The following is a 25,091-nucleotide window of genomic DNA, read 5'->3' as shown; positions in this document are numbered from 1 at the left end:
CCAGATAGCGAAAAAATGAGGGCATTAAATATTAGTATTTAACGCCCTGAATGTTTTGGAATTATTTAAAAAGTTAAGATAAAGACCAAAATACTTTTGGTCTTATCACCCTAATTTTTAAATAATAATTTGTTGGTTATTGACCAGATCATTTAAATTAGCGTTTGTATTATTCAATGTTAACAACAATGAACTACTATACGTCGTTCCTACTCCATCCCTATCAATATACAACTGTGTATTTGAACCACTCACGACTGTTTTAATAAATGGTTCTAAACTAGTAAAATTATAAGTGCCTGAATAACCAATTAATAGATCGCCAATATCAATTTTATCTGCGTTTGTATTTGAAGTCGTATTACCCATAGTGAAATCAGACCAGACATCTGTACCATTTCCACCAAGAACATCAGATTGAACTAATAATTGATATAGTGCGGTATCAGCTCCAGTTCCACCGGTAAGTTGATCATTTCCACCTTGACCATCCACAATGTCATTACCTGCTCCACCATTTAAAATATTCACTCCACTATTACCAGTAAGTGTATTATTTAACGTATTACCTGTTGCATTGATGGCTGTTGAGCCAGTTAATGTTAGATTTTCAAAATTACTTCCTAATGTATATGTAATAGAACTAAGAACTGTATCAATCCCTTCATTAGAGTTTTCAGTTAATGTATCACCTGAATTATCAATAACATAAGTATCATTACCTATACCACCCAGTAATTTATCCGCACTAGCTCCTCCATCTAGATAATCATCACCTGCACCTCCTGTTAAAGTGTTAATCGCACTATTACCAGTCATTACATTATTGAGTGTATTACCCGTAGCATTAATAGCACTTGTTCCAGTCAGGATTAAATTTTCTATATTATTACCTAATGTTAAGGAAACTGAACTTCTAATAGTATCCGTACCTTCATTAACGTTTTCAGTAATTATATCACTTGTATTATCAATAACATATGTATCATTACCTACCCCACCCAGTAATTTATCAGCGCCTGTGCCACCATCCAAATAGTCATTACCTGCACCTCCTGATAGAGTATTGATAGCACTATTCCCGATTATGATGTTATTCAGTATATTTCCTGTTCCATTGATTGCAGTTGTTCCGCTTAATGTGAGATTTTCCACATTATTTACTAATGTATAAGTAACACTACTTTGAACAGTATCTGAACCTTCATTAAGACTTTCACTAATAACATCGGCTGTACTATCCACAATATAAGTATCATCACCTTTTCCACCATACATGGTGTCGTTACCAGTACCACTATTTAAAGTATCATTTCCGGATTGTCCATAAAGAATATCATTACCTGCTTGTCCTGTTATGGTGTCATTCCCTGAAGCCCCATATAAAGTATCAGCATTACTTGTTCCATTTATTGTTTGATTTTGAACAATAAATGTTAGCTTAAACACATCAGATACAGATTGGTTAGCTATATCTTTTACTGTGATTTTGATATTTAGCGGCACTGTGTTATCAGGAGAAGTACCACTCAACACTCTCGTAGTTGGGTTGAAACTCAACCAAGATGGTAATGGAGAACCATCTTCTAAGGTAGCTGAATACGTTAATGTATCGCCCTCAGGGTCTTTGAACGTTGTTGCAGGAATGGTATAGCTAAATACTTTAGCATCAGTCACACTTTGATCTGCAATTGCATTTAATAGTGTAGGTGCCTGGTTCGGTGGACTAACTTTTAAATTAAATGAAGTTGCGGTCCCATAACCAAACATATCCGTTCCCCAATAAAAGAAAGATAAGTTACCAGTCACATTTGTAGGTGGTTTTCCAGATAAAGTTTGTGTTGTCGCATCAAAACTTAACCATGATGGGATAGCTTGATATTGCCCACTACTATCTTTAGTTGTTAAGGTGATTTTGTGACTTAAAGAATCCCAGCTATCTTGATCAACAATAATATTATTAGCAAATTTATAACTAAACTCAGTTTCCTGATTGCTTGTAATTAAAGGTATAGCTGCATTCACAGTTGGGGCATGGTTTGTTAAAGCTCTATTAACCAATGCATCAATATTATCGGTGCTCCAAACATCTCCAGAGTCAAAAATAATCTGGTCCATCTTATATGTTGTATCTTCGGTATCTAAATCATAATAATTTGAAAGCCAAATATGATCATTTGTACCTTTAAAACTAATGTATACGCTATCTCCATATTTTTGAGCAGATACATCATTGGCTGAATAACCCTGGATTTTCAATATATTTACGGCATTAATATTATCTTCAAAACTATAGGTATCTGTACCACCACCTCTGCTAAAAATATAAGTATCATTCCCAGCCAAACCATCAATATAATTATCTTGCTCATTTCCAATAATAATATTATCAAGGTCATTACCAAATGCCGTTTTAGCATTACCTTTTAAAATCAGATTTTCGACGTTATTTTCTAATAATTTATAACTATTTGTTAATACAGGATTTCCATTTTCATCTTGACTAATAAAGCGTGCATCTTCCCAACGTTCAAGAGTATCTATTCCACCATCAACATCTTCATAAACTTGGTCTCCGTCTATAATGTAAGTATTACCACTCCCATCAGTTTCAATGGTTTCTGTAGTATCAACAACATAATAATCATTACCTAAGCCACCCTGCATATAGTCACTACCTGCACGGCCATCGATATAGTTATTGCCACTATTGCCAATTAATTTATTATCAAACTCATCTCCATAGGCATTAATATTCTGGTTACCCAATAATGTAACAGCCTCAAAATTATTTAATGCAAGATCAAAATTTTCCGCAATATAAATTGTATCGTAACCACCATTTGGATCATTTTCTTCGTAAGTATCTTGTTCATCCACAATAAAGATATCATCACCTAACCCTCCTATCAGATGATCTGCTCCATCACCACCATCTAAATAAACACCTGATTTTCCAGCAACAAGAATATCATCGCCATTACCTCCATAAACATCACCACTTTCTATAGATATATAGTCATTACCTTCGCCACCATATACTTCTCCTTGTCCACCTTGAACAATATCATTTCCAGCACCTGCTATTACTTGATTTCTTCCTTGACCTACAGTTATTTGATCATCACCATCACCACTTTCAACTTTATTATTTCCACTACCAACATCTATTGTATCTGCTCCACTTCCTGAATAAATAGTATCATTTCCACTCTGAGTTAAAATAATATTTTTGCCATTTCCTGCATAAATTAAATTATTTAAATTTCCAAAACCATCAATTACATTATCACCATCATCATAAATAGATTTTATATTTCCAATTGATAAAATAAAATCTGTCAATTTAAATTCAGTAGCACGATAATGACTATAAGTAGCATTAGTATGATAAACATCCTCACCATCGATCATAATATTCATATTTTTATATAAACTTAAATCATTAGCTGAGTTTATGTTTTTCAAACCAAAAACAAACAAATCATCTTTCATAAGAATAAATGTTTTAGAGCTATAATCATAAGTTGCTTGAAGCAATGGCCTATTATTTAATGTATATTTATAGTCTGTATGCCCATTATTTTCAGATATTAATTCAGCAGAACTGCTATTTGGTGAGCGAATAAAAACATTATCTACCAATGTAAAATAGATTTGTGAATCAACATTTATAACCCCAAGATAGTCCTCATCCTCAATCCAAGTTTTTGCACCTAAATTTAAATTATATGAATCGCAACCCAACCCACCAAATAAATTAAATTCTGATTGAGAGTATGAATAATTTACTTGAAATGAATCATTACCACTTCCACCATAAAGATAATTTAATAATTTTCCACCAGATAAATTATCATTACCATCATTACCATATATAATATTATTAAACTCAGCAGAGCCACCCAAGTAATTATCACCACCATCTCCTAGTTTTGTTATTGTTATTGATTCATTTAATTTATCTTTTGTTAGGGTCAAGTCATCAAACTGAATTTCCTTGATATTCCCTTTCAATATAAAATTAGAAATTGTAACTAATGAGCTTTCATTATAATGAATATTTAAATCATCTTTCACCACTTCAATTATTACATCTTTTGAGCTTACCCCATTAAACTTTAATATACTATCATCCCCATCATAGATAGTATTCTGTTGACTAAATATATCAAACAAATAAATATCTTCCCCATTTCCTCCTTCTAAAATATTATTACCTTTTCCTCCATTTAAAATATCATTCCCATCACCACCGTCTAAATGATCATCATCATCCCCACCTTCTAAATGATCTTCACCTGCACCACCGAAAAGCTGATTACTGCCAATACCTCCTTTAATAATATCATTACCATCTCCACCTTTAATGATGTCATTTCCATCACCACCTTCAATAATGTCATTTCCATCACCTCCTTCAATAATGTCATTTCCATCGCCACCTTCTAAATGATCGTCACCTTCACCACCAAAAAGCTGATCATTACCAGTGCCACCACTAATAAAGTCATTGCCAGTATCCCCCTCTAACCTATCATTCCCTTCATCGCCAAAGAGCTGATCTGAACCACTAAGGCCTTTGATAGTATCATCGCCAATCCCACCATAAACAATATCCTCACTCTCAGAGCCTGTAGTTTGGTCATTACCACCTAACAAGTGATATTCATTGGCCTGATATTGTCCATATGAAATAACATTATTTCTAATCTGTTGAATATCAACAATGTCACTTAAATCGGAATTTTGATAAATTAAATTATCATCTTTAATATAACTATTAGTAAAAATTAAATATAATCCTTGAACACCATGCCAAGACCCATTCAAAACTTTATAACTTAGTCCTTCACGTTCTTTTAAATAGGTATCAATATGAATCACATAGTCATTCTGAATAGTATTATTTAAATTTGTATTTACATTATATTCATTGCGACTAAAATGAAGATATTGATTGTAACCACCCGTAACGTTGTTTCCATATTCATCTGTGATAACTCCCCCATCAATTGTTGGTTGAGTTTCACTATCATCAAAAAAAGTTAATTTAAACTGGGGTGAAACAGCATCAGGATCTTGACTTGTTGTTGGACTAATAAGACTAACCGCATTCTTATAATGATAGATATTTATATTTGAAAGATTAAAATTTCCTTCTAAATAAAAGTGGTTTTCTCCAGAACTATCTAAAATTTTAATTTCCGAATCTCTTACTTGAATATGGTATGTATCATTTCCCTCACCTCCAGATAATTGATCATTCCCTTGATTACTTATAAAAGTGTCATCACCTTTTCCACCAAAAATGATATCATCTCCAGCTCCGCCATCTAAAATATCATTACCATCAAAACCAGATAAACTATCTTTTCCATTGCCACCATAAAGTTGATCATTACTATCGAATGTATGATTATTAGTACCATCACCTACAAGATAATCATCTCCATCACCACCATATAATATATCTGTACCTCCATCACCACGAATATTATCATTCCCAACATCACCATAAAGTATATCATCACCATGATATTGAGCATCTAACTGACTATTATCTCCTTCTATATAATCACTACCAACTCCACCATAAATAGTATCTGAACCCCCATTTCCCCATAAAAGATCATCTCCTAAACCTCCATAGATTTGATCGTTTCCATGATATTGATGATCTAAAGCTGAATTATCTCCTGAGATTCTATCATTACCGTCATCTCCATAGATTTGATCATTACCACCATCCCCATTGATCTCATCATTATCATTACCTCCATAAATCTTATCGTCACCATGATACTGTCCATCTAAACTAGACTCATCTCCTGCAATTTCATCATCTCCATCTCCTCCATAAATATAATCTTCGTCACCTTGCCCCCAAATCTTATCATTTCCATCGCCTCCATAAATTTTATCATCACCATGATATTGCCCCTCTAAACCAGAATCATCTCCTGCAATTTCATCATCTCCATCTCCTCCATAAATAGTATCTGAACTCCCATCTCCCCAAATCGCATCTTCACCATCTCCACCATATAGAATATCTTCATTATGGTATGTACCATCTAATGAATTATTATCTCCCGAAATTTTATCATTCCCTTTTCCACCTTCGATTATATCTTTCCCGCCATCTCCCCATAGTTTATCATCCCCATTTCCTCCAAATAACTTGTCATCTCCATGATATTGCCCATCTAAGGTTAGATGATCTCCCGAAATTTCATCATCACCTTCATCACCAAAAATTTCATCATTGCCTAGATTTCCCCAGATCTTATCGTTTCCCACACCCCCATAAACCAAGTCATTACCGAAACGGTTATAATTAGTAGATTCAATTGGTGGAGCAGATATATCTCTCAAATTCTCTAAATCAGCTTGAATGTTGTCATCACCATCACCGCCATAGATGATATCTCGTTCAAGTCCACCAACAAGATTATCATTTCCATTGCCACCAGTAAGATCATCACTCCCATCCCCCCCATATACAATATCGTTATTCTCTCCGCCATATAGATAATCACCACCATCCATTCCATAAATAGCATCATCTCCTTCCCCACCATATAAAAAATCTTTATCAGATGAACCCAACATAATGTCATTTCCTTGACCACCATAAGCAATATCACTTCCTGCATATCCATGGCCATAATTTAAAGCTTCTACAAGATTATAAAAATAGTACTTACCCTTTTGTCCTGTATAATAAATATCAAAAATAGGAAGAATTTGTTCTGTAATTTGCGATAAGTCATTTTTTATATAATATGAAAATCTATTAGTCTCATCTAAATCCATTTCAAAATTAAAGTTTAAAACATTATATTCTTTAGTAAAATCCGTACTACCTATATCTGCATTTCCAATTTGATTTAATAATGATTCTTTTAAAGCATCTAGTCTATTTGAAGTCATAATAATATCATTACCACTTCCTCCATAAACTTGATCTAACCCCTCACCAGAAAATATAATATTATTATCTTGGTTTGAATTAGTCACTCCTGCATAAATAGTATCGTTTCCTTTACCTGTAGAAATTAAATCATTACCATCACCAGCAATAATAATAGCATCATTACTGCTAGAATAAATAAAATCATTTCCTGAAAAGCTAGCTACATAACGTTCATCAAAAATAATATTATTACCTTCTGTACCAAAGGAATAAATTGAAGTTTCAGGTGGAGGAGTAGTGTTATCCTCTATATCCCCGAAGGAGAGCCCTAATGCCCCATTATTAAAATGTCTTACTGTAATTTTATTAATTTCATTTTCATCACTAATTACAATTTTTTGTGTAGTAACTACACCATCAAAGTCTTCAACTAAAACGATTGAGAATTTCCCATCAGCACTTTTCCATATTTTATTATTAACTTTTTCACCAACACTAAGAGCTATACCATCTATTTTTATCTGACCATTCCCATCTAGATCATAAATAGAATCTTTTCCAAAATTTCCATTAAAAATATAGGTATCATTACCTTTTTCATCGACTAAATTATCGTCCCCCTCTCCACCATCTAAAATATCATTCCCCACTCCACCATTCAGGTAGTCATTATCGTCAGCACCATTTAACGAATCATCATCGCTCCCACCATATAAGGCATCAGAATATTTTGTTCCAGTAAGTGAATCATCCCCATCACCAGAAACAATAGAAATACCTTTTTGAGTTAATAAACTCTTCGCCAAATTTATAAGGTTAATTAATTGTTCATTTAAATTTAATGAAGACGGTAAATTGGCTATACTCAATAGAATTGACTTTTGTAAAACTAAATTCGTTAACTCTCCATCGCTCAAATTATCTTGTTTACTTGAGCCGTAAATGATTGCACGTCCAGAATTATCTACATAACTAATAATATCATTTTTAATTAAAGTTTCTAATGCTTCTAAAAGCTTTCCAGCATCTGGAATAGGTATATTATTAGGTAAAGATGATGAATAATCTTTAGCTTCCGTAATTAAACCTTGCAAATAATTTTCTTGTTTTATTAGAGATGGTAAATCACTTTTATCAAGATCAATTTTCTGCAATTTGTCTTTTTCATCAAATACTATTTTTACTGTTTTTCCTATATGATATGGATCAATAGCTCCTTCCGTAAGTAAGTTCGTTAATTGAGCGACACCGTTACCAGATTTATAATCAAAATTATCATCTACAGGAATTACTGAAATATTTTTAATTTGAAAAGATCCATCTTTTCCAACAATAAACTGAGCATCTGGATTAATTGTAAATGACATTGAACCAAATACATAAGATCTATCAACATAGTCAATACTACTTGTATCAAGACCATAATTTAAAACCCTAAGCTGAGTTTTTTCATTAGTAGGATAACCAGGATAACCTATCTCTTTAAAAAAATTCTCAGTATTATAAACTTTTCCAACTTCTAGTTTATCAGCATATTCACCTGCTAAAAACCTCCTTACTCCTGTAATATTGCCCAAACCTACATAACGCCCAGCTCCAGTGGTCATAAATTCAATTGAATTTATATGGGCTTCAGTTACCAAGTTATCACGATCAGAAGAAATAATTTTATCATCAAGTAAATTTTCTGGTTTTTTACGCTGCCCATATAAATAATAACTGATCATTTCAAACATATTAATAATAGAACTCACACACACCCCTTAATCAAAAATAATCATATTAAAAAAATATTACTTAAAAAATTAAAAATAAATTCACAAGATCATTTAAACACCCCAGCCTTACCAAAAAAAAAAATTATTTAAATTTTAAAAAACCCGAAGGCATAACAAATCATCTATATATTTTATAAAATCAACATTATCAAAATACTATTTAAAAAAATTTAAATTAATATAATTTATTTCTTTTTCTTAATGAAACATCTTCACCACTTTGAGTTTCACTAGAGTTAAATATTTGCTCTTCTTCTGAAATAGTACCACATGCTGTTACTAATATTTTTCTAACAGTTGGATGCCTGTCACGTCTTAGAACACCTACACTCATACGTATTCCGTATTTTTGAATTTGTACAGGCTCATTAAGTGCTAAATTTTCATATAACTTCATAATATAAATATTATCAATATTTTGGCCATCAATTTGATCCAAATTTAAATCGGGTTCTTTGGTGCTATAAATTTTTTCACCTTCTTTCATTCTTTTCATATTCCCTATCATTTTTAAATCGATTGTTTTAATCGATTTAAGGATTTCTTTATTATCACAACAAAGCTTATCAATAGAGTATTCTTCTATACTATAATTACTGTTACTTATTTTCTTCAAACTTGAAAGTGGATAAATTGTTCGCCCATAAGTTATTACAGAATAATTTATTGGCAAGCTTTTCAAATAATCAATATCCACACGATTATCTTTTGTCCATAAACTTTTTAAATTATTCTTATTTTCACTTAAATCTTTGCATCTTCTTTCATCTTTCTTACAATCTTTATTACCATAATATTCCTGCATTGTTGCTACTGCTACAACACCCATATTATCTTCAAATGTTTTATCTATTTTTGAATTACTTATCACTTTAATAATTTCATCCTTATTATTAAAATTAAATTTAGAAACATACATTGCATTATCATACACATTAAATCCTTCACGACCGGCCCTAATCCAATGTTCCATTTCTATAGCCAAAAAATCTGCTTTTAAGTTTCTTAACTTTTCTTCATCAGTAAGATACTTATTCTCACTTGTACAAAAGCCTTTTTCTTCATTTTTATTAATTATATATTCCTGATATTTATTATTAAAAAATAGAAATATCAAGAAAAATACAAATACACTAAAAAAAAATATTTTATATTTCTTCATTTACAACCTCTTTTATTTTCAAGCAGTATATTTGGCCTTATTTTCTCCACTTCATTAAATAAACTAAATGTCTGATTCATGTAATTTACAACGCCAGATATTTGTTCAACATAATGCATAAGCTCAGGTGTTTTTTCTGCTTGAATTAACTTAACAGTTCGTGATGGGTCAAAACCATCAAACTGACAATAAAATAAAGGGTCACCACGTTTTAAAATTAAATCCTTTGATGTATCGTGCCATTCAAAAGCCCACATTAATGGTCTAGGCCAAATATGAATTGGGAAACGCCCACCAAAAATCGTTCCAGGTAAGGGATTTTTACGGTAATGTCCAAACGCATCGAGTTGAGTTAAATACACAACCTCATCAGCTATAAAACAATAGGGTAATTTAAGTTGGAGAATTGGCACTTGAGGTGTACGCCATTCATTTTCATTTACCAACGTTAGCAACTCACGTAATTTATTGGCTCGAACAGGTGACTGATCGCCTAATACATTAACTAATGTCGGTTTTCCATTTGCATCTCGCGCAAATCTTAAATGAAAATCAAAAGGACAATTCACCACGAAGTAGCGACTTTCGAGTTGCAATACAGCAGGACAACGACTTGCTGACTTTGCATGCTTAGTTTCAGACTTTGAGCGCATTCTGTAAGGTGGTTCATAAAGCAAGGCAGATTTATCATCTACCAGAAACCAACCTACTTGAATTACGCCATCCCCAATGATCTTCTCTTGATCAATAACCGTAAAATTAAGATACATTCAGAATTTATATTTTCATTTTCAATACATTATTTTAACACTAAATATACAAAACTGTCTGTACATTTCCCATCTTAACAGAATAGATAATATGAAAAAATTAAGCATCTATAGCCATTATATTTCTCTGATCTTTTTTATTATTAAATCTTAAATAACTAAAGAATTTGTATTACATTCAATTTACTTAATCTCACGAAAAGTCAGAAAACAATATGTTAAAAATTTTAGGGCGCGATAACTCAATCAATGTTCGCAAAGTCTTATGGCTCTGTGAAGAATTAAATCTTGCATATGAAAGAGAAGATTGGGGAAGAGGCGTTCGTTCTGCCCAATCTCCTGAATTTTTAGAATTAAACCCAAATGGACAAATTCCTGTTGTTTTAGATGGCGATTTAGTCCTTTGGCAATCCAATAGTATTATCCGTTATCTCGCAAATGCCTACGATAAAGAGCACCTGCTTTACCCTACTCAAGCAAAAGAAAGATTTTTTGTAGACCAGTGGCTTGATTGGCAAGCGATCGAATTGAATAACAGTTGGACTTATACCATTATGTCTCTGCTGAGAAATTCACCAGATCATCAAGATCCAAACTTATTACAACAAGGTATTGATAACTGGAATCGTCATATGCAGATTCTTGATCAACAACTTGCAAAAACTCAAGCCTATGTTGCAGGTTCACAATTTAGCTTAGCCGATATTCCAATTGGTCTATCTGTACAACGCTGGAAGGCCACTCCTTTTGACCATCCAACGCTTAAGCACGTCGACCAATATTTTGAACGTTTAAATCAACGTGCGGGCTTTTTAAAATGGGGAAATAACGGCGAACCTTGATTTTTAACTAACCTTTAAGCTGAGTGATGGCGCTTCACGATGCCATCACTTAAAAGTTCATACACCTGTTTTAAATCATCTCGATTTGCTTGAGCTAATAGGTTTTGATGCATTGCTAAGATATTTTGATCGCCTCGTACCGCTGGCCCTGTTTGCATTTGCATTGGATCATTTTCAGTCGCTTTTTTTGCTGTTTCCACAATTAATGGATAAAGCAAACTAAAGTCCACCTGCTCTGCATCCACTATCTGCTTTGCCATATCAAAACAATAATTACTAAAATTACAAGCAAACACAGCAGCTAAATGCAAAGTTAAACGTTGTTTTGAGGTGTATTGATATACTCGATTACTCAGGCTATTTGCCAAAGCTGAAAGCAGTTTCAGATCGACATCTGCTACTGCTTCAACAAACAACGGCGTTGTAGTCCAGTCAACATCTCTTTCAAGACTGAAAGTCTGCAAAGGATAAAACACCCCTGCTTTCTCATGCACATGACTGATGACTTCAATATTAGTGCTACCCGAGGTGTGGACCATAAGAGTTTCAGGAAATAATTCATGAACCTGTTTTATAAGCTCTGCAATTGCACTATCCGAAACTGCCAGAATAATTAAATCAACTGGCTGAAATTGCTGTAAAGACTGACATGCTTTAGCTTGAATTTTCTCTGCAAATTTTTGGGTTTTATCAAAATCACGTGCATAGACTTGTACGATGTTATGACCTTTAGCCAATAAAGCCTGTGCCAAATGAAAGGCAACTCGTCCACTTCCTATCAAACTGATTTTCATATTAACCCAACAATATTTATCTCTATGAAAAAAGCTTCTCAAAATGAGAAGCTTTTTTCAAATCAAAATGAATAAAATCAATAATTTTTCATAAATTATTTCATTATTGAGCTACTGAAAATTCGATACGGCGGTTTTTAAAACGTCCTTCGTCAGTTGTATTTTCAGCAACTGGTTGATCAGAACCATGACCCTGTGCAACTAATTTAGAAGCATCTACACCTTTAGATGTTAAATAGTCTACTACGGCTTGAGCACGGCGTTGAGACAAAGCTTTATTTGAAGCTGCATTACCAGTTGAGTCTGTATGGCCGCCAACATTTAATTTCACTCCAGACACTTTATTTAAAAGTGTTACAGCTTGATCAAGAATAGCTTTGTTATCCGCAGGAATTTCACTTGAACCACTCGCAAAATTAATAATTTGCAAGTTAAGGGCTTTCACCAAAGCATTTACATCGACATTGTTCGGGTCAATTGCTGTTAGAGCAGTTTGTGATGCACTCAAGCTATTGCTCACAGATTGTTCAGCTGTTACTGGTGCTACGGCTACAACCTCAGTATGTGGCACCAATGCTTTTACTTTTGCAGTTAAAGCTTCTAATGCTGCCGCATCCCCCGCTTTCAAAGTAATTTTATCACCCACCCACTCTAAAGATGCATTTGGCACGCCTTTTAATGCACCAAGCACACCAACAAGTGCATCTTTGTCTGTAAATGAAGCCGCATAAGTTTGGCTTGTATCGACATTACAATCTTGAGTTGTCGAAAAAACCTTTTTAACGTTTGTTTGTAGAGTTGCCAAGAAGCCTTGGTCGCCAATCCCAGCCTGACACTGACTCACTGCTCCTTTATCATCTGTACTTAAAGTTAAACTAGCTGGTGCCGCAGCGGCTTCAACACCACTTGCAGCCGACGGTTCTGGTGCTGGTACAGCTTCTTTATGCTGACAAGAACGCCATAACCACGCAATGATAAGACCCAGAATAATTAGAGCGATAATGGGCAAAAACCCACGAGACTTACCTGTTTTTTCGCTGGCTGCGGCTAATGGTGGAGCTGTTGAAGTTGAATGTGTAACCGAAGATAAGCCTGCACCCACACCTAAAGGTGCTAATAGACCCACTGCCCATGCAGGTAAATATGAACGAATTGTTTCTGCATGCTGACGTAAATAATTCACGATACTTTGCTGGTCATTTCCGGCAACATCTGAAATTGCATTAAGGCTGGGTTTAATCGCGCTGTTGAGTGTACTTTCAATTTCATTATTTGGTGCTGTACCGCTTAAATGAGTAAGCACGGTATTCTTGATTTGATCATTATGCGAAAAAAGATCGGATAACGATGGAGCCAGACTATTTTTCAATTTTCCGATAAGATCAGGTTTAGCAGCTAATAATGAAAGTAAAATTGGATAAAACTTAGATAAAGCATTTGATTTTTCGCCTAGGTATCCATCCTGTTCATCTAATAATATTGAAGATACTTTTTCTTTAAGCAATTCTATAGGGTTTATCGACATTGGTTATTCTCCCGAATTTATACGTCGTAACCAGCAACTTTTGATTATTCAAATAGTTCTTCTTTGCTGATAGTTTTTTATTCTAATCTGCCTAGAATCTTTTATTGTTTTTTATATAATTTATATACAATTTTCCATCTAGTATTTACAAAACAGGTAGATCTTATTGATCTACCTGTTTATATTTTAAATTTACTTTAACTAAGTACTTTATCAGTTAGCAAAAGTTTGAAGCACTTTACCCGTTAGGTTTTTACCCAGTAATGGGGTATTTTTCCCTTGCGATAAAATTGTGTCTTTGCTTACTGTCCAGCTAAAAGCAGGATCTACCAATGCCCATCCTGCTTCATTTTCCCAACGCGCGGTCATATTCGCAACCTGCGCAGGTACGCTGGTTACTTTAGCAACCCATTCTAGAGGTTCAAATAAACCTTCATTAATGAGTTGAATCCCTAACGATACATAGGTATCAAAAGCTGTAATGCCCGGCTGAGTTTCAGCAAATGGCGCCATTTTTGCCGAACTGCTTAAAGGCTCATGGTGCGTACAAATTGCATCAATTACGCCTTCTTTTAAGCCTTGACGTAAAATTTCTTTATCTTGCTCAGAACGCAATGGTGGGCGAACGTGTGCAAGTGAATTGAAACCGTCTGTTAAATGTTCTGTTAAATGTAACTGATGCATTGCAACATCGGCAGTCACAGGTAAGCCTTTTGCTTTTGCAGCACGAATTAGGTCAACCGATGCACCACAAGACAACAAACCAAAGTGAGCTTTTACGCCAGTTGCTTCAATCATAAGCAAATATTTTGCAATCGCTACAGTTTCAGCAAGCGCCGGAATCATCGGCAAACCTTGGCGAGAAGCAATAAAGCCTTCGTGTGTACATCCATCTTTAGCAATCTGTGGTTCTTCAGCATAGAACACAACCGTTAAGCCAAGACCCGCTGCATATTCCAAAGTACGAATAACAACATCATCATTTTCAAAAGCGGCGTTGGCATTTGAAACAGCAGTACAACCGCCCTTTTTCAGGCCAGCCATATTTGCAGGTTGTTTACCATTTAGACCTTGGGTTTGAGCACCGATAATATGCATGTGAATGCCGCCATCAAGCCATGCCTTTTCAATCAAGCCATGAATGAGGGCACCATTGTCTTGTACAATCGGCTTTGAGTCAGGTGGAGTAATGACATGCAAAATGCCATTAGCACGTGCCGCCTTCCCTTCAGATTTAAGTGTCCCGTGTTGCTGTTGACCAGGTTCACGCAAACGTGCACACAAATCAACCATGGTTGGCATTAACCATTTGCCTTGACCATCAAGGGTTTGCTCAACTTGTTCTACTGGAGCAACCAGCTTGCCATTTTGAATATATACAGTTTGTACGTTGTCTGTTTTCTGGATTGGGTCTAACACACGTACATTTTCAATTTTTACAATACTCATGTGATCCATTCCTTACAACGTAATCGCTTCAATTAAGCCTTGTTCTTGGAGTTGGCCTTGCATTGACAACGCCAACACAGCCATACGAACTGCAATACCGTTGGTTACTTGTTTCAGAATAACCGACTGGTCTCCATCCGCCACACTTGAGTCAATTTCTACACCACGATTCATTGGACCCGGATGCATCACGATACAATCAGGTTTAGCCAAACCAAGACGTTCTTTGTTTAGGCCATACATTCTGTAAAATTCAGACTGTGAAGATAATGCTGGAGAATCAATACGCTCATTTTGAATACGTAGAGCAATAATCACATCACAATCTGCGATCCCTGCATCCATGTTATTAAACAAGCGGACATGCTCGCCATATTCTGAAAAGCCCACTGGTAATAATGTATTCGGTGCAATCACACGAATATCTTTACATCCTAGTGTTTGTAATGCTGCAACATCCGAACGTGCTACACGAGAGTGTTTAATGTCACCAATAATGGCAACACTCAACTCTTCAAACGGTTTTTTTGTTTCACGGCGAATGGTAAGCATATCGAGCATCGCTTGCGTTGGATGGGCATGACGTCCATCTCCAGCATTAATAATCGCGACCTTTGGACACACATCTTTAGCAATGAAATGTGCAGCGCCCGAAGATGAATGGCGTACAACAAAAATATCCGCAGCCATTGCTTCAAGGTTCCAGAGCGTATCTCGTAGCGTTTCACCTTTTGATGTACTTGAACGTGCAATATCAATATTCAATACATTTGCAGACAAGCGTTTTGCTGCTGCTTCAAAAGTAGTACGGGTACGGGTGGAGTTTTCAAAGAAAAGATTCATAACCGTCAATCCCTCTAAGAGCGGACGGTTAATTAAATTATTATTATCATCTAAAAAGCTTTGTGCGGTATCTAAAATCTTAGTGAGGTTTTCTTTTGAAAGCCCCTCAATCGTTAAAAAATGTTTTAAATTTCCGTCTTGATTGAGCTGAACCTGGCTCGGTTGATGCAACGCTGCAATATGCATAATGGATTCCTATGGGTCGAATCGCGAAAACGTGCATAGTGTAGCTGAATTCCGCTCTTTTCGCAGAAGAACTTTACAGAATAAGGCCCTAAATTGACCAGAAAATTTAGGACCGTGATCTGGACTATCTCAATGCACCTATATAATGGTGTGGAACTTGTGCCCGATAAATGTCTTCGGCGGTGATTTCTGAATCCTCATCGACTTTAACATCAGCAAGTTTTTCTTTTTGAGAAGGCTCTGGCAGTGTGTCAACCAACGATCTTAATCGCTCAACGCATCGTTTTAATTCGTCATCCTCTGTTTCTAACGCTACCGTAATTACATATTTTGCATAATCTTTATTTTGAATCACGTACATTGCATCTATTACCCGCCCAGTCACCCTACGCATACGTACATATATTTGTGTAGCCACAGAGAAAGCATCTGCATTAGTGATAAAACCATTCCCGATCATGTCTTTCATTTATAACGTCCCCATCCATTAAAATTATAAAAATGGTTAAAAACCGACTATGTCTGTTAAATAAATAACCATCGATAGTATTGGTCTAGCAAAATACATACCAATTTCAAGGTATTACTCATTAAAAATCAGTTTATTGGTTGCTAAATGATAGGTTGCAATAATTTAAAAACCTTTAGACATCAAAATACGTTAAACTTTGCATCGTTAATATTTATATGTTTTGGTCAATCGAGTTTATGAATACCTCTTTACGTTTAAACCACTATTGGATTACTTGTGCTGATGGTTTAGAACCCCTCTTACAAGAAGAAATAGAACAACTTGGCACCAAAGTGACAGAACGTAAAGCAGGACGTTTAATCATTGAAGGGACGCTTGAACAAGCTTACCGCATCTGTATGTGGTCTCGTCTCGCTTCTCGTGTTTTACTTCCTATTCATACTTATGAACTTGAATTTACGCATGATGCACGTGATGTAGCAGAAGAGCTCTATGAAGGCGCGATGAGCTTTGATTGGTCACTTATTTTTGCACCACAAAGTACTTTCGCAATCCGCTTACATGCAGAACGTGAAATCATGGTCAATTCGCAATTTGCTACACTGCGTGTAAAAGATGGCGTTGTTGATTCCTTTATGGAAGCTGTAGGTCGTCGCCCTAGCATTGACACCAAACAACCAGAAATTACGATCTATGCTTTAGCAGGTAAAACTGAACATACCTACTGTCTAGATTTATCAGGTGATTCGCTCCATAAACGTGGCTATCGTCGTTTTATGACGGATGCACCAATTAAAGAAAACCTTGCTGCGGCAATTTTACAAAAAGCTCAGCTCAAACAGCGTAATCCAGAGATTGTGCTTGATCCAATGTGTGGTTCAGGCACATTTATCATTGAAGCATTGATGATTTTAACTGACCGTGCACCAGGACTTGTTCGCCGTTTTGGATTTAATGGCTGGCATGGTCATGACCGCGAACTTTGGCTTTCACTCAAAGCAGAAGCAGCAGAACGCCACGAAAAGGCGCTTGAATTACCTCTACCTAAATTTTATGCCTACGATGCAGACTGGGAAGCAATTAAAGCAACCCGTGAAAATATTATTGCGGCAGGCTTTGAAAATTTATTAGGTCAGATTCAAATCGAAGAGCGTACTTTAGCTGACTGGCCAGATTTTGCTGCTGAAGGCAAAACTGCATTTATTGTGACTAACCCACCTTATGGTGAACGTTTAGGTGAAAAAGCTTCTAATCGCTCTCTATACCTAGGTTTATCAGCACTTTTACAAAAACATTTCCCAAATCAATATGCAGCAGTTATTGCAGCTCAAATTGAACAATCTGATGTTTTAGCATTTGAAGCACCTGAAACTTTACGTTTAATGAATGGTAAGTTGCCAATTTATATTCGTTTCGGTGTAATCAAACCAGAAAAAGTGAGTCAACCATTTTTAGCGACTTGGCAAGCCCAACCTATTGAAATGGAAGAAGCACAAGACTTCGCTAACCGTTTGCAAAAAAATATGACAGCCCTGAAAAAATGGGCAACTAAAGAAAATATTTATTGCTTACGTTTGTATGATGCCGATTTACCTGACTTTAATGTCGCTGTTGACTTATATGGTGACCGTTTACACGTTCAGGAATACGCTCCACCAAAAACAATCGACCCAGAAAAAGCTAAAAAACGTTTTAATTTAGCGCTTGCTGCAATTCGTGCTGTTACTGGTTTAAACCGCGATGCCATCTTTATTAAGACACGCGCACGCCAAACTGGTACAACTCAATATACGAAACAAAGTACAGCTTCAAAACGTTTTATCGTGCAAGAAGGTAAAGCTAAAATTTTGGTTAACCTGACTGATTATCTTGATACAGGTTTATTCCTTGACCACCGTCAAATGCGTTTACGTATTGCTCAAGAAGCACGTGGTAAACACTTCTTAAACTTATATAGTTATACGTCTACTGCAAGCTTACATGCTGCACTTGGCGGTGCCGCAAGTACGACAAGTGTGGATTTATCTAACACTTACTTAAACTGGTCAAAAGAAAACTTCGTTTTAAATGGTTTAACTGTAGATCATGCAGATGAACAACACATGTTCTTTGCCAGCGATTGTTTTGAGTGGTTAAAAGAAGGTCATGAACAATACGACCTTATTTTTATTGACCCACCAACATTCTCAAACTCGAAAAAATTCTATGGTACATTCGATGTACAACGTGACCATATCTCACTCATTAAACGTGCAATGAACCGTTTGCACAGTGAAGGCACGCTCTATTTCTCGAATAACTATCGCGGTTTTGAAATGGACGAAGAAATTGAAGCTATTTTTCAGGTTGAAGAAATTACTTCTGAAACAATTGGCCTTGATTTTAAACGTAATCAAAAAATCCACCGTGCGTGGAAAATTCAGCACCCTGCTCTAGATCAATATTAATGAAATTAGAGGTTATTATTACTTCACGGTAATAATAACCTCACCATGAACATTTTTTGACTCAAAATCATATTTGGTAAATCGGTCTGCTCTTTCCGGTAGCGCAATCATTTCTAACCTCTTCTTTTCTTTACTATCAATAACATGATTTTGTTTTTGTTCTTGATAAGGGGAAAGTACGCTAGTTCTAAGCGCATCCCATCGAACTTGCTGTAAATAGTTATCTCCTAACGCCTGACGTACTTGTTGTTGTTCTATCGCAGGTTTTTTGGCATCGTCCTGAGCTTTCGCAATAATGACGGGTAAAGACGTGGTTATCGCTCCTGTTTGAGTTGCAAGCGCACTTTCCGACATTGGTTGTGCTGCCCATGTATTTGATAATAATACAGATACACCGCTCAAAATTCCCAGCATATACCCTTGTTTATTGTTCATTTCATTCATCCTAAAATTGTTATTGTTTGTTATATCGAACAAAATTAGCAATTTTTTAAACATGTCGCAATGTTATAAACAAACTTCCCGACAATTAACATTGATCATTTTAAAACCTGATTTTTTTCACAGGCATTTTGTGAATATTCGAGTAGTTTTATAGATTCTTATCTCAGACTTGAACCACACCCTTAAATCACTTACTGTGATTTTATAATTTATCTGTAAATTGATTTTATTTATAAATAAACACCATCCGAGGTGAAAATAATGCTTCAGCACTGCTGCCAAATATTAGAAACTCGTCAACTTAAAATTGCCTTTATTGAAAGTGCCAGTTCGGGTTATCTAACTAGTCAATTTTCCATTCATAAAAATAGTGGTGCAGACATTTTACTCGGTGGTTTAGTGAGTTATGACCCCAGCATTAAAGTTAGTATCTTAAATATCGATCCAAAGTTAATAGAGACTTACACAGCTGAGTCACCACAAGTCACAGAAGAAATGTGCAAGCTAGGCCAAACGTTATTTCCACAAGCCGATCTTATTGTAAGTTGTACTGGCCTATTAAAATCTGGAGGAAGTGAAACCGCAGAAAAACCTGTAGGTACTTTTTTTATGTGTATTTATTACCAAGACCGTATTTATCATTACCATTATTTTTTATCTGGCCACCCTGAACAAAAATTAAAAACATTAACTCAGAAAATTTCAGATGCCTTAATTGCTTTACTCACATCAACAACACAAACAGCCTCACCATAAAAAAAGAGAATATGTTTCCATATTCTCTTTTCGGTTTTAGCAGAAAAAGCTTAGCTGAGTTTCATTTTATCGAAGACTAAGTGCCCATTTTCACCTTTAACTAAAATGGTATCACCTGCGACAAAATCACCCGACAAGATTTTTTGAGCTAATGTGTTTTCAATCTGTTGTTGAATCGCACGTTTTAATGGGCGCGCGCCATATACAGGGTCGAAACCAGCATCAATCAATAAATCAAAAGCAGTATCATCTACAGTTAAACTCATATCACGATCAACAAGACGTGAACGTAATCGATCCAACTGAATATCGGCAATGCCTCGAATTTGTGCTTTCTTGAGTGAATGGAAAATCACAAGCTCATCAATCCGGTTAATAAATTCCGGACGGAAATGCTGACTTACCGCATTCATTACAATAGTACGCACTTCATCGTCTGTTGCTCCCTCACCTAGCTCACGTACATCTTGTGAACCTAAATTCGAAGTCATCACAATAACCGTGTTTTTAAAGTCGACTACTCGGCCTTGTGAGTCTGTTAAGCGTCCGTCATCCAATACTTGTAGCAAGATATTGAATACATCTGGATGCGCTTTTTCAACCTCATCAAACAACACCACACTATATGGTTTACGGCGAACAGCTTCCGTTAAAACACCGCCTTCTTCATAACCCACATAACCCGGAGGTGCACCCACCAAACGGCTAACCGAATGTTTCTCCATGAATTCACTCATGTCGATACGAATCATGGCGTCATCACTGTCAAACAAGAAATTCGCCAGTGCTTTTGTTAACTCGGTTTTACCAACACCTGTTGGACCCAAGAATAAGAATGAACCACTTGGACGATTCGGATCAGACAACCCTGCACGCGAACGACGAACCGCATTCGATACAGCAACAACGGCTTCATCTTGCCCTACAACGCGGTCATGTAAAAAACCTTCCATATTGAGTAGTTTTTCACGCTCGCCTTGCAGCATTTTAGCAACTGGAATTCCTGTTGCAGCACTCACGACTTCAGCAATTTCATTTTCAGTTACTTTAGTACGAATAAGTTTTGGCTCTTCGTTCTCTTCTGCAACTTCATCTTGCTCAAGTTGTTTTTGAAGCTCTGGAATTACACCATACTGTAAACGTGCTGCTTCAGCTAAATCACCCTCACGCTGAGCCTTTTCAAAAGCAATACGCGCTTTATCAAGTTCAACCTGAGCTTGTTTAGTGCCTTCTACAAGAGTCTTCTCAGATTTCCAGATTTCTTCAAGATCATTGTATTCTTTCTCGACTTCAGCAATCTGTTTTTCAAGATGAGCGACTTCGGCTTTACTGCCTACATCTTCATCTTTTTTTACAGCTTCCAATTGCATTTTCAACTGGATTAAACGGCGGTCGAGCTTATCAAGCGCTTCTGGTTTAGAGTCAATTTCCATCTTAATACGAGAAGCAGCTTCATCAATCAAGTCAATTGCTTTGTCTGGTAATTGACGATCTGTAATATAGCGATGAGACATTTTTGCAGCAGCAATAATTGCTGAGTCTAAAATCTGTACGCCATGGTGAGTGGCATATTTCTCTTTTAGACCACGTAAAATCGCAATAGTATCTTCAACGCTTGGCTCATCAACCAGTACTTTTTGGAAGCGACGTTCTAAAGCTGCATCTTTTTCAATATATTGGCGATACTCATCTAAGGTTGTTGCGCCCACACAGCGCAACTCACCGCGCGCCAATGCAGGTTTTAACATGTTCCCTGCATCCATTGCGCCATCACCCTTACCTGCGCCTACAAGCGTATGTAGCTCGTCAATAAACAGGATGATTTCGCCTTCGTGTTTAGCCAAATCTTTTAAAACAGCTTTTAAACGTTCTTCAAACTCGCCACGATATTTAGCACCAGCCAGTAATGAACCTAAATCTAATGATAAAACTCGTTTGCTTTTTAAGCCTTCTGGTACTTCACCATTTACAATACGCTGCGCCAAACCTTCAACAATAGCGGTTTTACCAACACCCGGCTCACCAATGAGTACAGGGTTGTTTTTTGTACGACGTGATAAGACCTGAATAGTACGACGAATTTCATCATCACGCCCAATAACCGGATCAAGTTTTCCCGCTAAAGCACGTTCAGTTAAATCAATCGTATATTTATTAAGTGAGTCACGTTGATCTTCGTGATTATTACTCATGACTTTGTCACTACCTCGAATATGTTCAATAACTTTACGTAAGCTGTCTGGAGTTACACCTACGGCACTTAAAATATTTTTAGTTTCACCTGTCTCTGCTAGGCCTAATAGAACCCAGTCAGTTGACAAAAATTCATCGCCTGCTTTTTGCGCATATCTATCTGCCAGATTAAGCGCTTTAACGGCTTCAGGGTTTAAATTGACATCTCCAGTCGGATTCGCAATGGTCGGAGCATCTTTTATAGCTTGCTCAAGCTTTTGTTTAAGTTCAGGTAACCGTGCACCTGCTTGCTGCAACAAACTAATATTTGATGGCTCTTCTAATAGGGTAGACAAAATATGAATACCTGCGATCGCGGTATGGTCTTTACCCATCGCTAAAGATTGAGCATCTGAAAGGGCTTGCTGCAAGCGGTTTGTAAATTTTTCAAAACGCATTCTTGTTATTCCTCACAACAAATTTGTACTTGCATAATAAATGGGAACACTTTTTCGGATTTCAAATAAATTTTTATATATTTTTCATAATGTTATTAAAATAACAATGAGTAAGACTCCATTATAATATGGGTTTGTTTATTGTATATTTCAAGTACACTTCTGCTATATTTTATAAAATATCTTTAAACTTGAGATGAGCTATTCTTTTTAAACTTATAGTATTCACAGTGACTTCATTGAGAACTCTACAATTAAGATTTAGTCTATATTTCTAATCATTCATTAATTTTGATATTTGCTATGCTTTTCAAACAAATTATATTAACAACAACCTGTCTTTTTACAGCTACTCTGGCAATGGCCGAGCTGCCACAAGATTCTAGAAGAGCAGGTGGAATTGCGGTTATTCCTTTAACCGCTGATATTACTCAGGTCAACTTCCAGCAAAAACCAGTTTTAATCAGTCAAGAAGGTCACCAGCGTTATGCTGTGTTCGGGATCCCTTTATCTACACCTCTTGGTACTGTACAGCTTGATACGAATAAAGCGCCAATTCAAATAGAAATTAAATCCTATCCTTACGCTGAGCAACGGATTAAAGTTACTAACCAAGACTATGTGAACCCCAACCAAAGTCAGTTAGACCGTTATGCTCAAGAAGCTAAAGAACAAAATGATGTGTATAACTCATTTACACAGAGCTCATGGCAAGCGTTGCCAAAATTTATACGCCCCACTTCGGGGAAATTCAGCAACTCTTTTGGGCGAAAACGCTTCTTTAATGGCGAAGAGCGCGCCCCCCACTCAGGTTTAGATATCCCTGCACCAGTGGGACAAAAAGTAGTTGCACCAGCAGATGGTGTTGTAATCCAAACTGGATCTTATTTTTTTAATGGTCAAACTGTATTGATTGATCACGGGCAAGGCTTAATTAGTATGTTTTGCCATTTAAGTGCAATTAAAGTAGAGAAAGGCCAACATATTCACCAAGGAGAAACTTTAGGTTTAGTGGGTAAAACTGGACGTGTGACAGGTCCGCACTTGCATTGGGGCATGAGCCTTAATAATGCACGAGTAGACCCTCAGTTATTCTTAGACAAAACGCGCTAATTTAGTTTTTTTCGGAAATATTTTGGCGCATCGATATACCCTTCTCGTAAGTAAAATTGATGCGCCAATGTTCGCTGTTCGCCCGAATGCAGTTCCATTCGATCACAACCACGTTGTCTTGCCAATTGCTCAGCCTGCTGCAAAAGTAAATGTCCAATACCTTTACTTCGTATATTTTCATCAACACATAAATAGCATACTTTGGCAAAGTCACCTTTCAAGGCGATTTGTGGAATAAAATAAAGGGATAAAAAACCACACACTTTATCTTCCTCTTCAGCAACCAAAATTTCTGCTTTAAGATCGCTATGCAATATTTCAAATTTTTCCTGGATAAGAGCGAGTGGTTGTGGGTACCCCATCTGTTTAAGTAAATCGCATATGGCCTGAGTATCTTCCCATTTAGCAGTACGAATATTCACTTTCATTTATCCTCTTATTTTTTAGTTATTTTTGACAATAAAAAAGCCAACTCTAATGTCAGCTTCTTTTTTTATCTATCAAAAAAACACCTTATTCAGCTTCAATAATTTCGAAGTCATGGGTAATTTCAACACCACCATCAGAAAGCATTTTACTCGCTGAACAATATTTTTCGGCAGATAATTCAACCGCTTTTGCAACCTGTTTTTCTTTTACAGCTTTACCCGTTACCACAAAATGCAAATGGATTTTAGTGAAAACAGCGGGAATTGTGTCCGCGCGCTCAGCTTTTAAATTACATACAACATTCGTCACATCTTGACGAGATTTCTTTAAAATGGTCACAATATCAAACGAAGCACACCCACCAAGTCCCATTAATAGCAACTCCATAGGACGTGGACCACGGTTTTCACCACCATACTCAGGTGAGCCGTCCATGATGACACTATGCCCACTATCTGATTTCGCTTCAAAAGCAACATTCTCTAGCCAATGTACACTTGTTTGCATTGCAACTACCTAAAAAAAATTATAA

Annotated in this window: 16 protein-coding genes; 4 read left to right on the top strand and 12 right to left on the bottom strand. The window is 36.1% G+C overall.

Annotation, left to right across the window (positions count from 1 at the left end; translation table 11 throughout):
* Positions 1–117 precede the first annotated feature (117 nt).
* The 3 genes from ASF86_RS01610 to ASF86_RS01600 all read right to left on the bottom strand — a co-directional run bounded on the left by ASF86_RS01610 (position 118) and on the right by ASF86_RS01600 (position 10,629).
* Positions 118–8,673 (bottom strand): putative Ig domain-containing protein, encoded by an 8,556-nt coding sequence (locus ASF86_RS01610; protein ID WP_056478746.1) that lies wholly within the window; start codon positions 8,671–8,673, stop codon positions 118–120.
* Positions 8,674–8,872: 199 nt separating this feature from the next.
* On the bottom strand, positions 8,873–9,859 hold the full coding sequence (locus ASF86_RS01605) for a hypothetical protein (RefSeq protein ID WP_056478743.1): 987 nt from the start codon (positions 9,857–9,859) through the stop codon (positions 8,873–8,875).
* Positions 9,856–10,629, bottom strand: coding sequence for a hypothetical protein (locus ASF86_RS01600; protein ID WP_056478741.1), 774 nt, complete (start codon positions 10,627–10,629; stop codon positions 9,856–9,858). Before ASF86_RS01600 ends, ASF86_RS01605 begins: the two co-directional genes overlap by 4 nt.
* 215 nt (positions 10,630–10,844) lie before the next feature.
* Between ASF86_RS01600 and ASF86_RS01595 the strand changes: the two genes are divergently transcribed.
* The gene (locus ASF86_RS01595; protein WP_056478738.1) at positions 10,845–11,471 is read left to right on the top strand and encodes a glutathione S-transferase family protein; all 627 of its coding nucleotides are present in this window, start codon (positions 10,845–10,847) and stop codon (positions 11,469–11,471) included.
* Positions 11,472–11,485: 14 nt separating this feature from the next.
* On the opposite strand, the gene ASF86_RS01590 is transcribed toward ASF86_RS01595, so the two are convergent.
* The 5 genes from ASF86_RS01590 to ASF86_RS01570 all read right to left on the bottom strand — a co-directional run bounded on the left by ASF86_RS01590 (position 11,486) and on the right by ASF86_RS01570 (position 16,737).
* The gene (locus ASF86_RS01590; RefSeq protein ID WP_056478735.1) at positions 11,486–12,265 is read right to left on the bottom strand and encodes a Rossmann-like and DUF2520 domain-containing protein; all 780 of its coding nucleotides are present in this window, start codon (positions 12,263–12,265) and stop codon (positions 11,486–11,488) included.
* A 103-nt stretch (positions 12,266–12,368) separates the two neighbouring features.
* Positions 12,369–13,790, bottom strand: a complete 1,422-nt coding sequence (locus ASF86_RS01585) for an OmpA family protein (protein WP_056478732.1) — start codon at positions 13,788–13,790, stop codon at positions 12,369–12,371.
* 213 nt (positions 13,791–14,003) lie between these two features.
* Positions 14,004–15,239 carry a dihydroorotase gene (locus tag ASF86_RS01580; protein WP_056478729.1) on the bottom strand — a complete coding sequence of 412 codons (1,236 nt, stop codon included), beginning with the start codon at positions 15,237–15,239 and terminating at the stop codon, positions 14,004–14,006.
* A 12-nt stretch (positions 15,240–15,251) separates the two neighbouring features.
* Positions 15,252–16,268 (bottom strand): aspartate carbamoyltransferase catalytic subunit, encoded by a 1,017-nt coding sequence (locus ASF86_RS01575; protein ID WP_003652674.1) that lies wholly within the window; start codon positions 16,266–16,268, stop codon positions 15,252–15,254.
* A 124-nt stretch (positions 16,269–16,392) separates the two neighbouring features.
* Positions 16,393–16,737: a hypothetical protein gene (locus tag ASF86_RS01570; RefSeq protein ID WP_003652675.1), complete on the bottom strand. Its 345-nt coding sequence runs from the start codon at positions 16,735–16,737 to the stop codon at positions 16,393–16,395.
* A gap of 239 nt (positions 16,738–16,976) precedes the next feature.
* On the opposite strand from ASF86_RS01570, the gene rlmKL reads away from it, so the two are divergent.
* A complete protein-coding gene (gene rlmKL / locus ASF86_RS01565) occupies positions 16,977–19,187 on the top strand; it encodes a bifunctional 23S rRNA (guanine(2069)-N(7))-methyltransferase RlmK/23S rRNA (guanine(2445)-N(2))-methyltransferase RlmL (RefSeq protein ID WP_056478726.1) in 2,211 nt (736 codons plus the stop codon).
* An 18-nt stretch (positions 19,188–19,205) separates the two neighbouring features.
* Here rlmKL and ASF86_RS01560 read toward each other — a convergent pair whose 3' ends face one another.
* Positions 19,206–19,622 (bottom strand): hypothetical protein, encoded by a 417-nt coding sequence (locus ASF86_RS01560; protein WP_056478724.1) that lies wholly within the window; start codon positions 19,620–19,622, stop codon positions 19,206–19,208.
* A gap of 270 nt (positions 19,623–19,892) precedes the next feature.
* Between ASF86_RS01560 and ASF86_RS01555 the strand changes: the two genes are divergently transcribed.
* A complete protein-coding gene (locus ASF86_RS01555; RefSeq protein ID WP_056478721.1) occupies positions 19,893–20,387 on the top strand; it encodes a CinA family protein in 495 nt (164 codons plus the stop codon).
* 50 nt (positions 20,388–20,437) lie between these two features.
* On the opposite strand, the gene clpB is transcribed toward ASF86_RS01555, so the two are convergent.
* A complete protein-coding gene (gene clpB, locus ASF86_RS01550; protein WP_017389110.1) occupies positions 20,438–23,017 on the bottom strand; it encodes an ATP-dependent chaperone ClpB in 2,580 nt (859 codons plus the stop codon).
* 303 nt (positions 23,018–23,320) lie between these two features.
* Here clpB and ASF86_RS01545 point away from each other — a divergent pair, with 303 nt between their 5' ends.
* Positions 23,321–24,130 carry a peptidoglycan DD-metalloendopeptidase family protein gene (locus ASF86_RS01545; RefSeq protein WP_056478719.1) on the top strand — a complete coding sequence of 270 codons (810 nt, stop codon included), beginning with the start codon at positions 23,321–23,323 and terminating at the stop codon, positions 24,128–24,130.
* Here the strand turns inward: ASF86_RS01545 and ASF86_RS01540 are convergent.
* Positions 24,127–24,552 carry a GNAT family N-acetyltransferase gene (locus tag ASF86_RS01540; RefSeq protein WP_081407612.1) on the bottom strand — a complete coding sequence of 142 codons (426 nt, stop codon included), beginning with the start codon at positions 24,550–24,552 and terminating at the stop codon, positions 24,127–24,129. The two genes, ASF86_RS01545 and ASF86_RS01540, sit on opposite strands and share 4 nt — an antisense overlap.
* Positions 24,553–24,643: 91 nt before the next feature.
* Positions 24,644–25,066 carry an OsmC family protein gene (locus tag ASF86_RS01535; RefSeq protein WP_005041936.1) on the bottom strand — a complete coding sequence of 141 codons (423 nt, stop codon included), beginning with the start codon at positions 25,064–25,066 and terminating at the stop codon, positions 24,644–24,646.
* Positions 25,067–25,091: the final 25 nt, after the last annotated feature.

The organism is Acinetobacter sp. Leaf130 (genome assembly GCF_001423205.1).
GTDB classification, from domain to species: Bacteria; Pseudomonadota; Gammaproteobacteria; order Pseudomonadales; family Moraxellaceae; genus Acinetobacter; species Acinetobacter calcoaceticus.
This window is presented reverse-complemented; position numbering and strand designations above follow the sequence as displayed.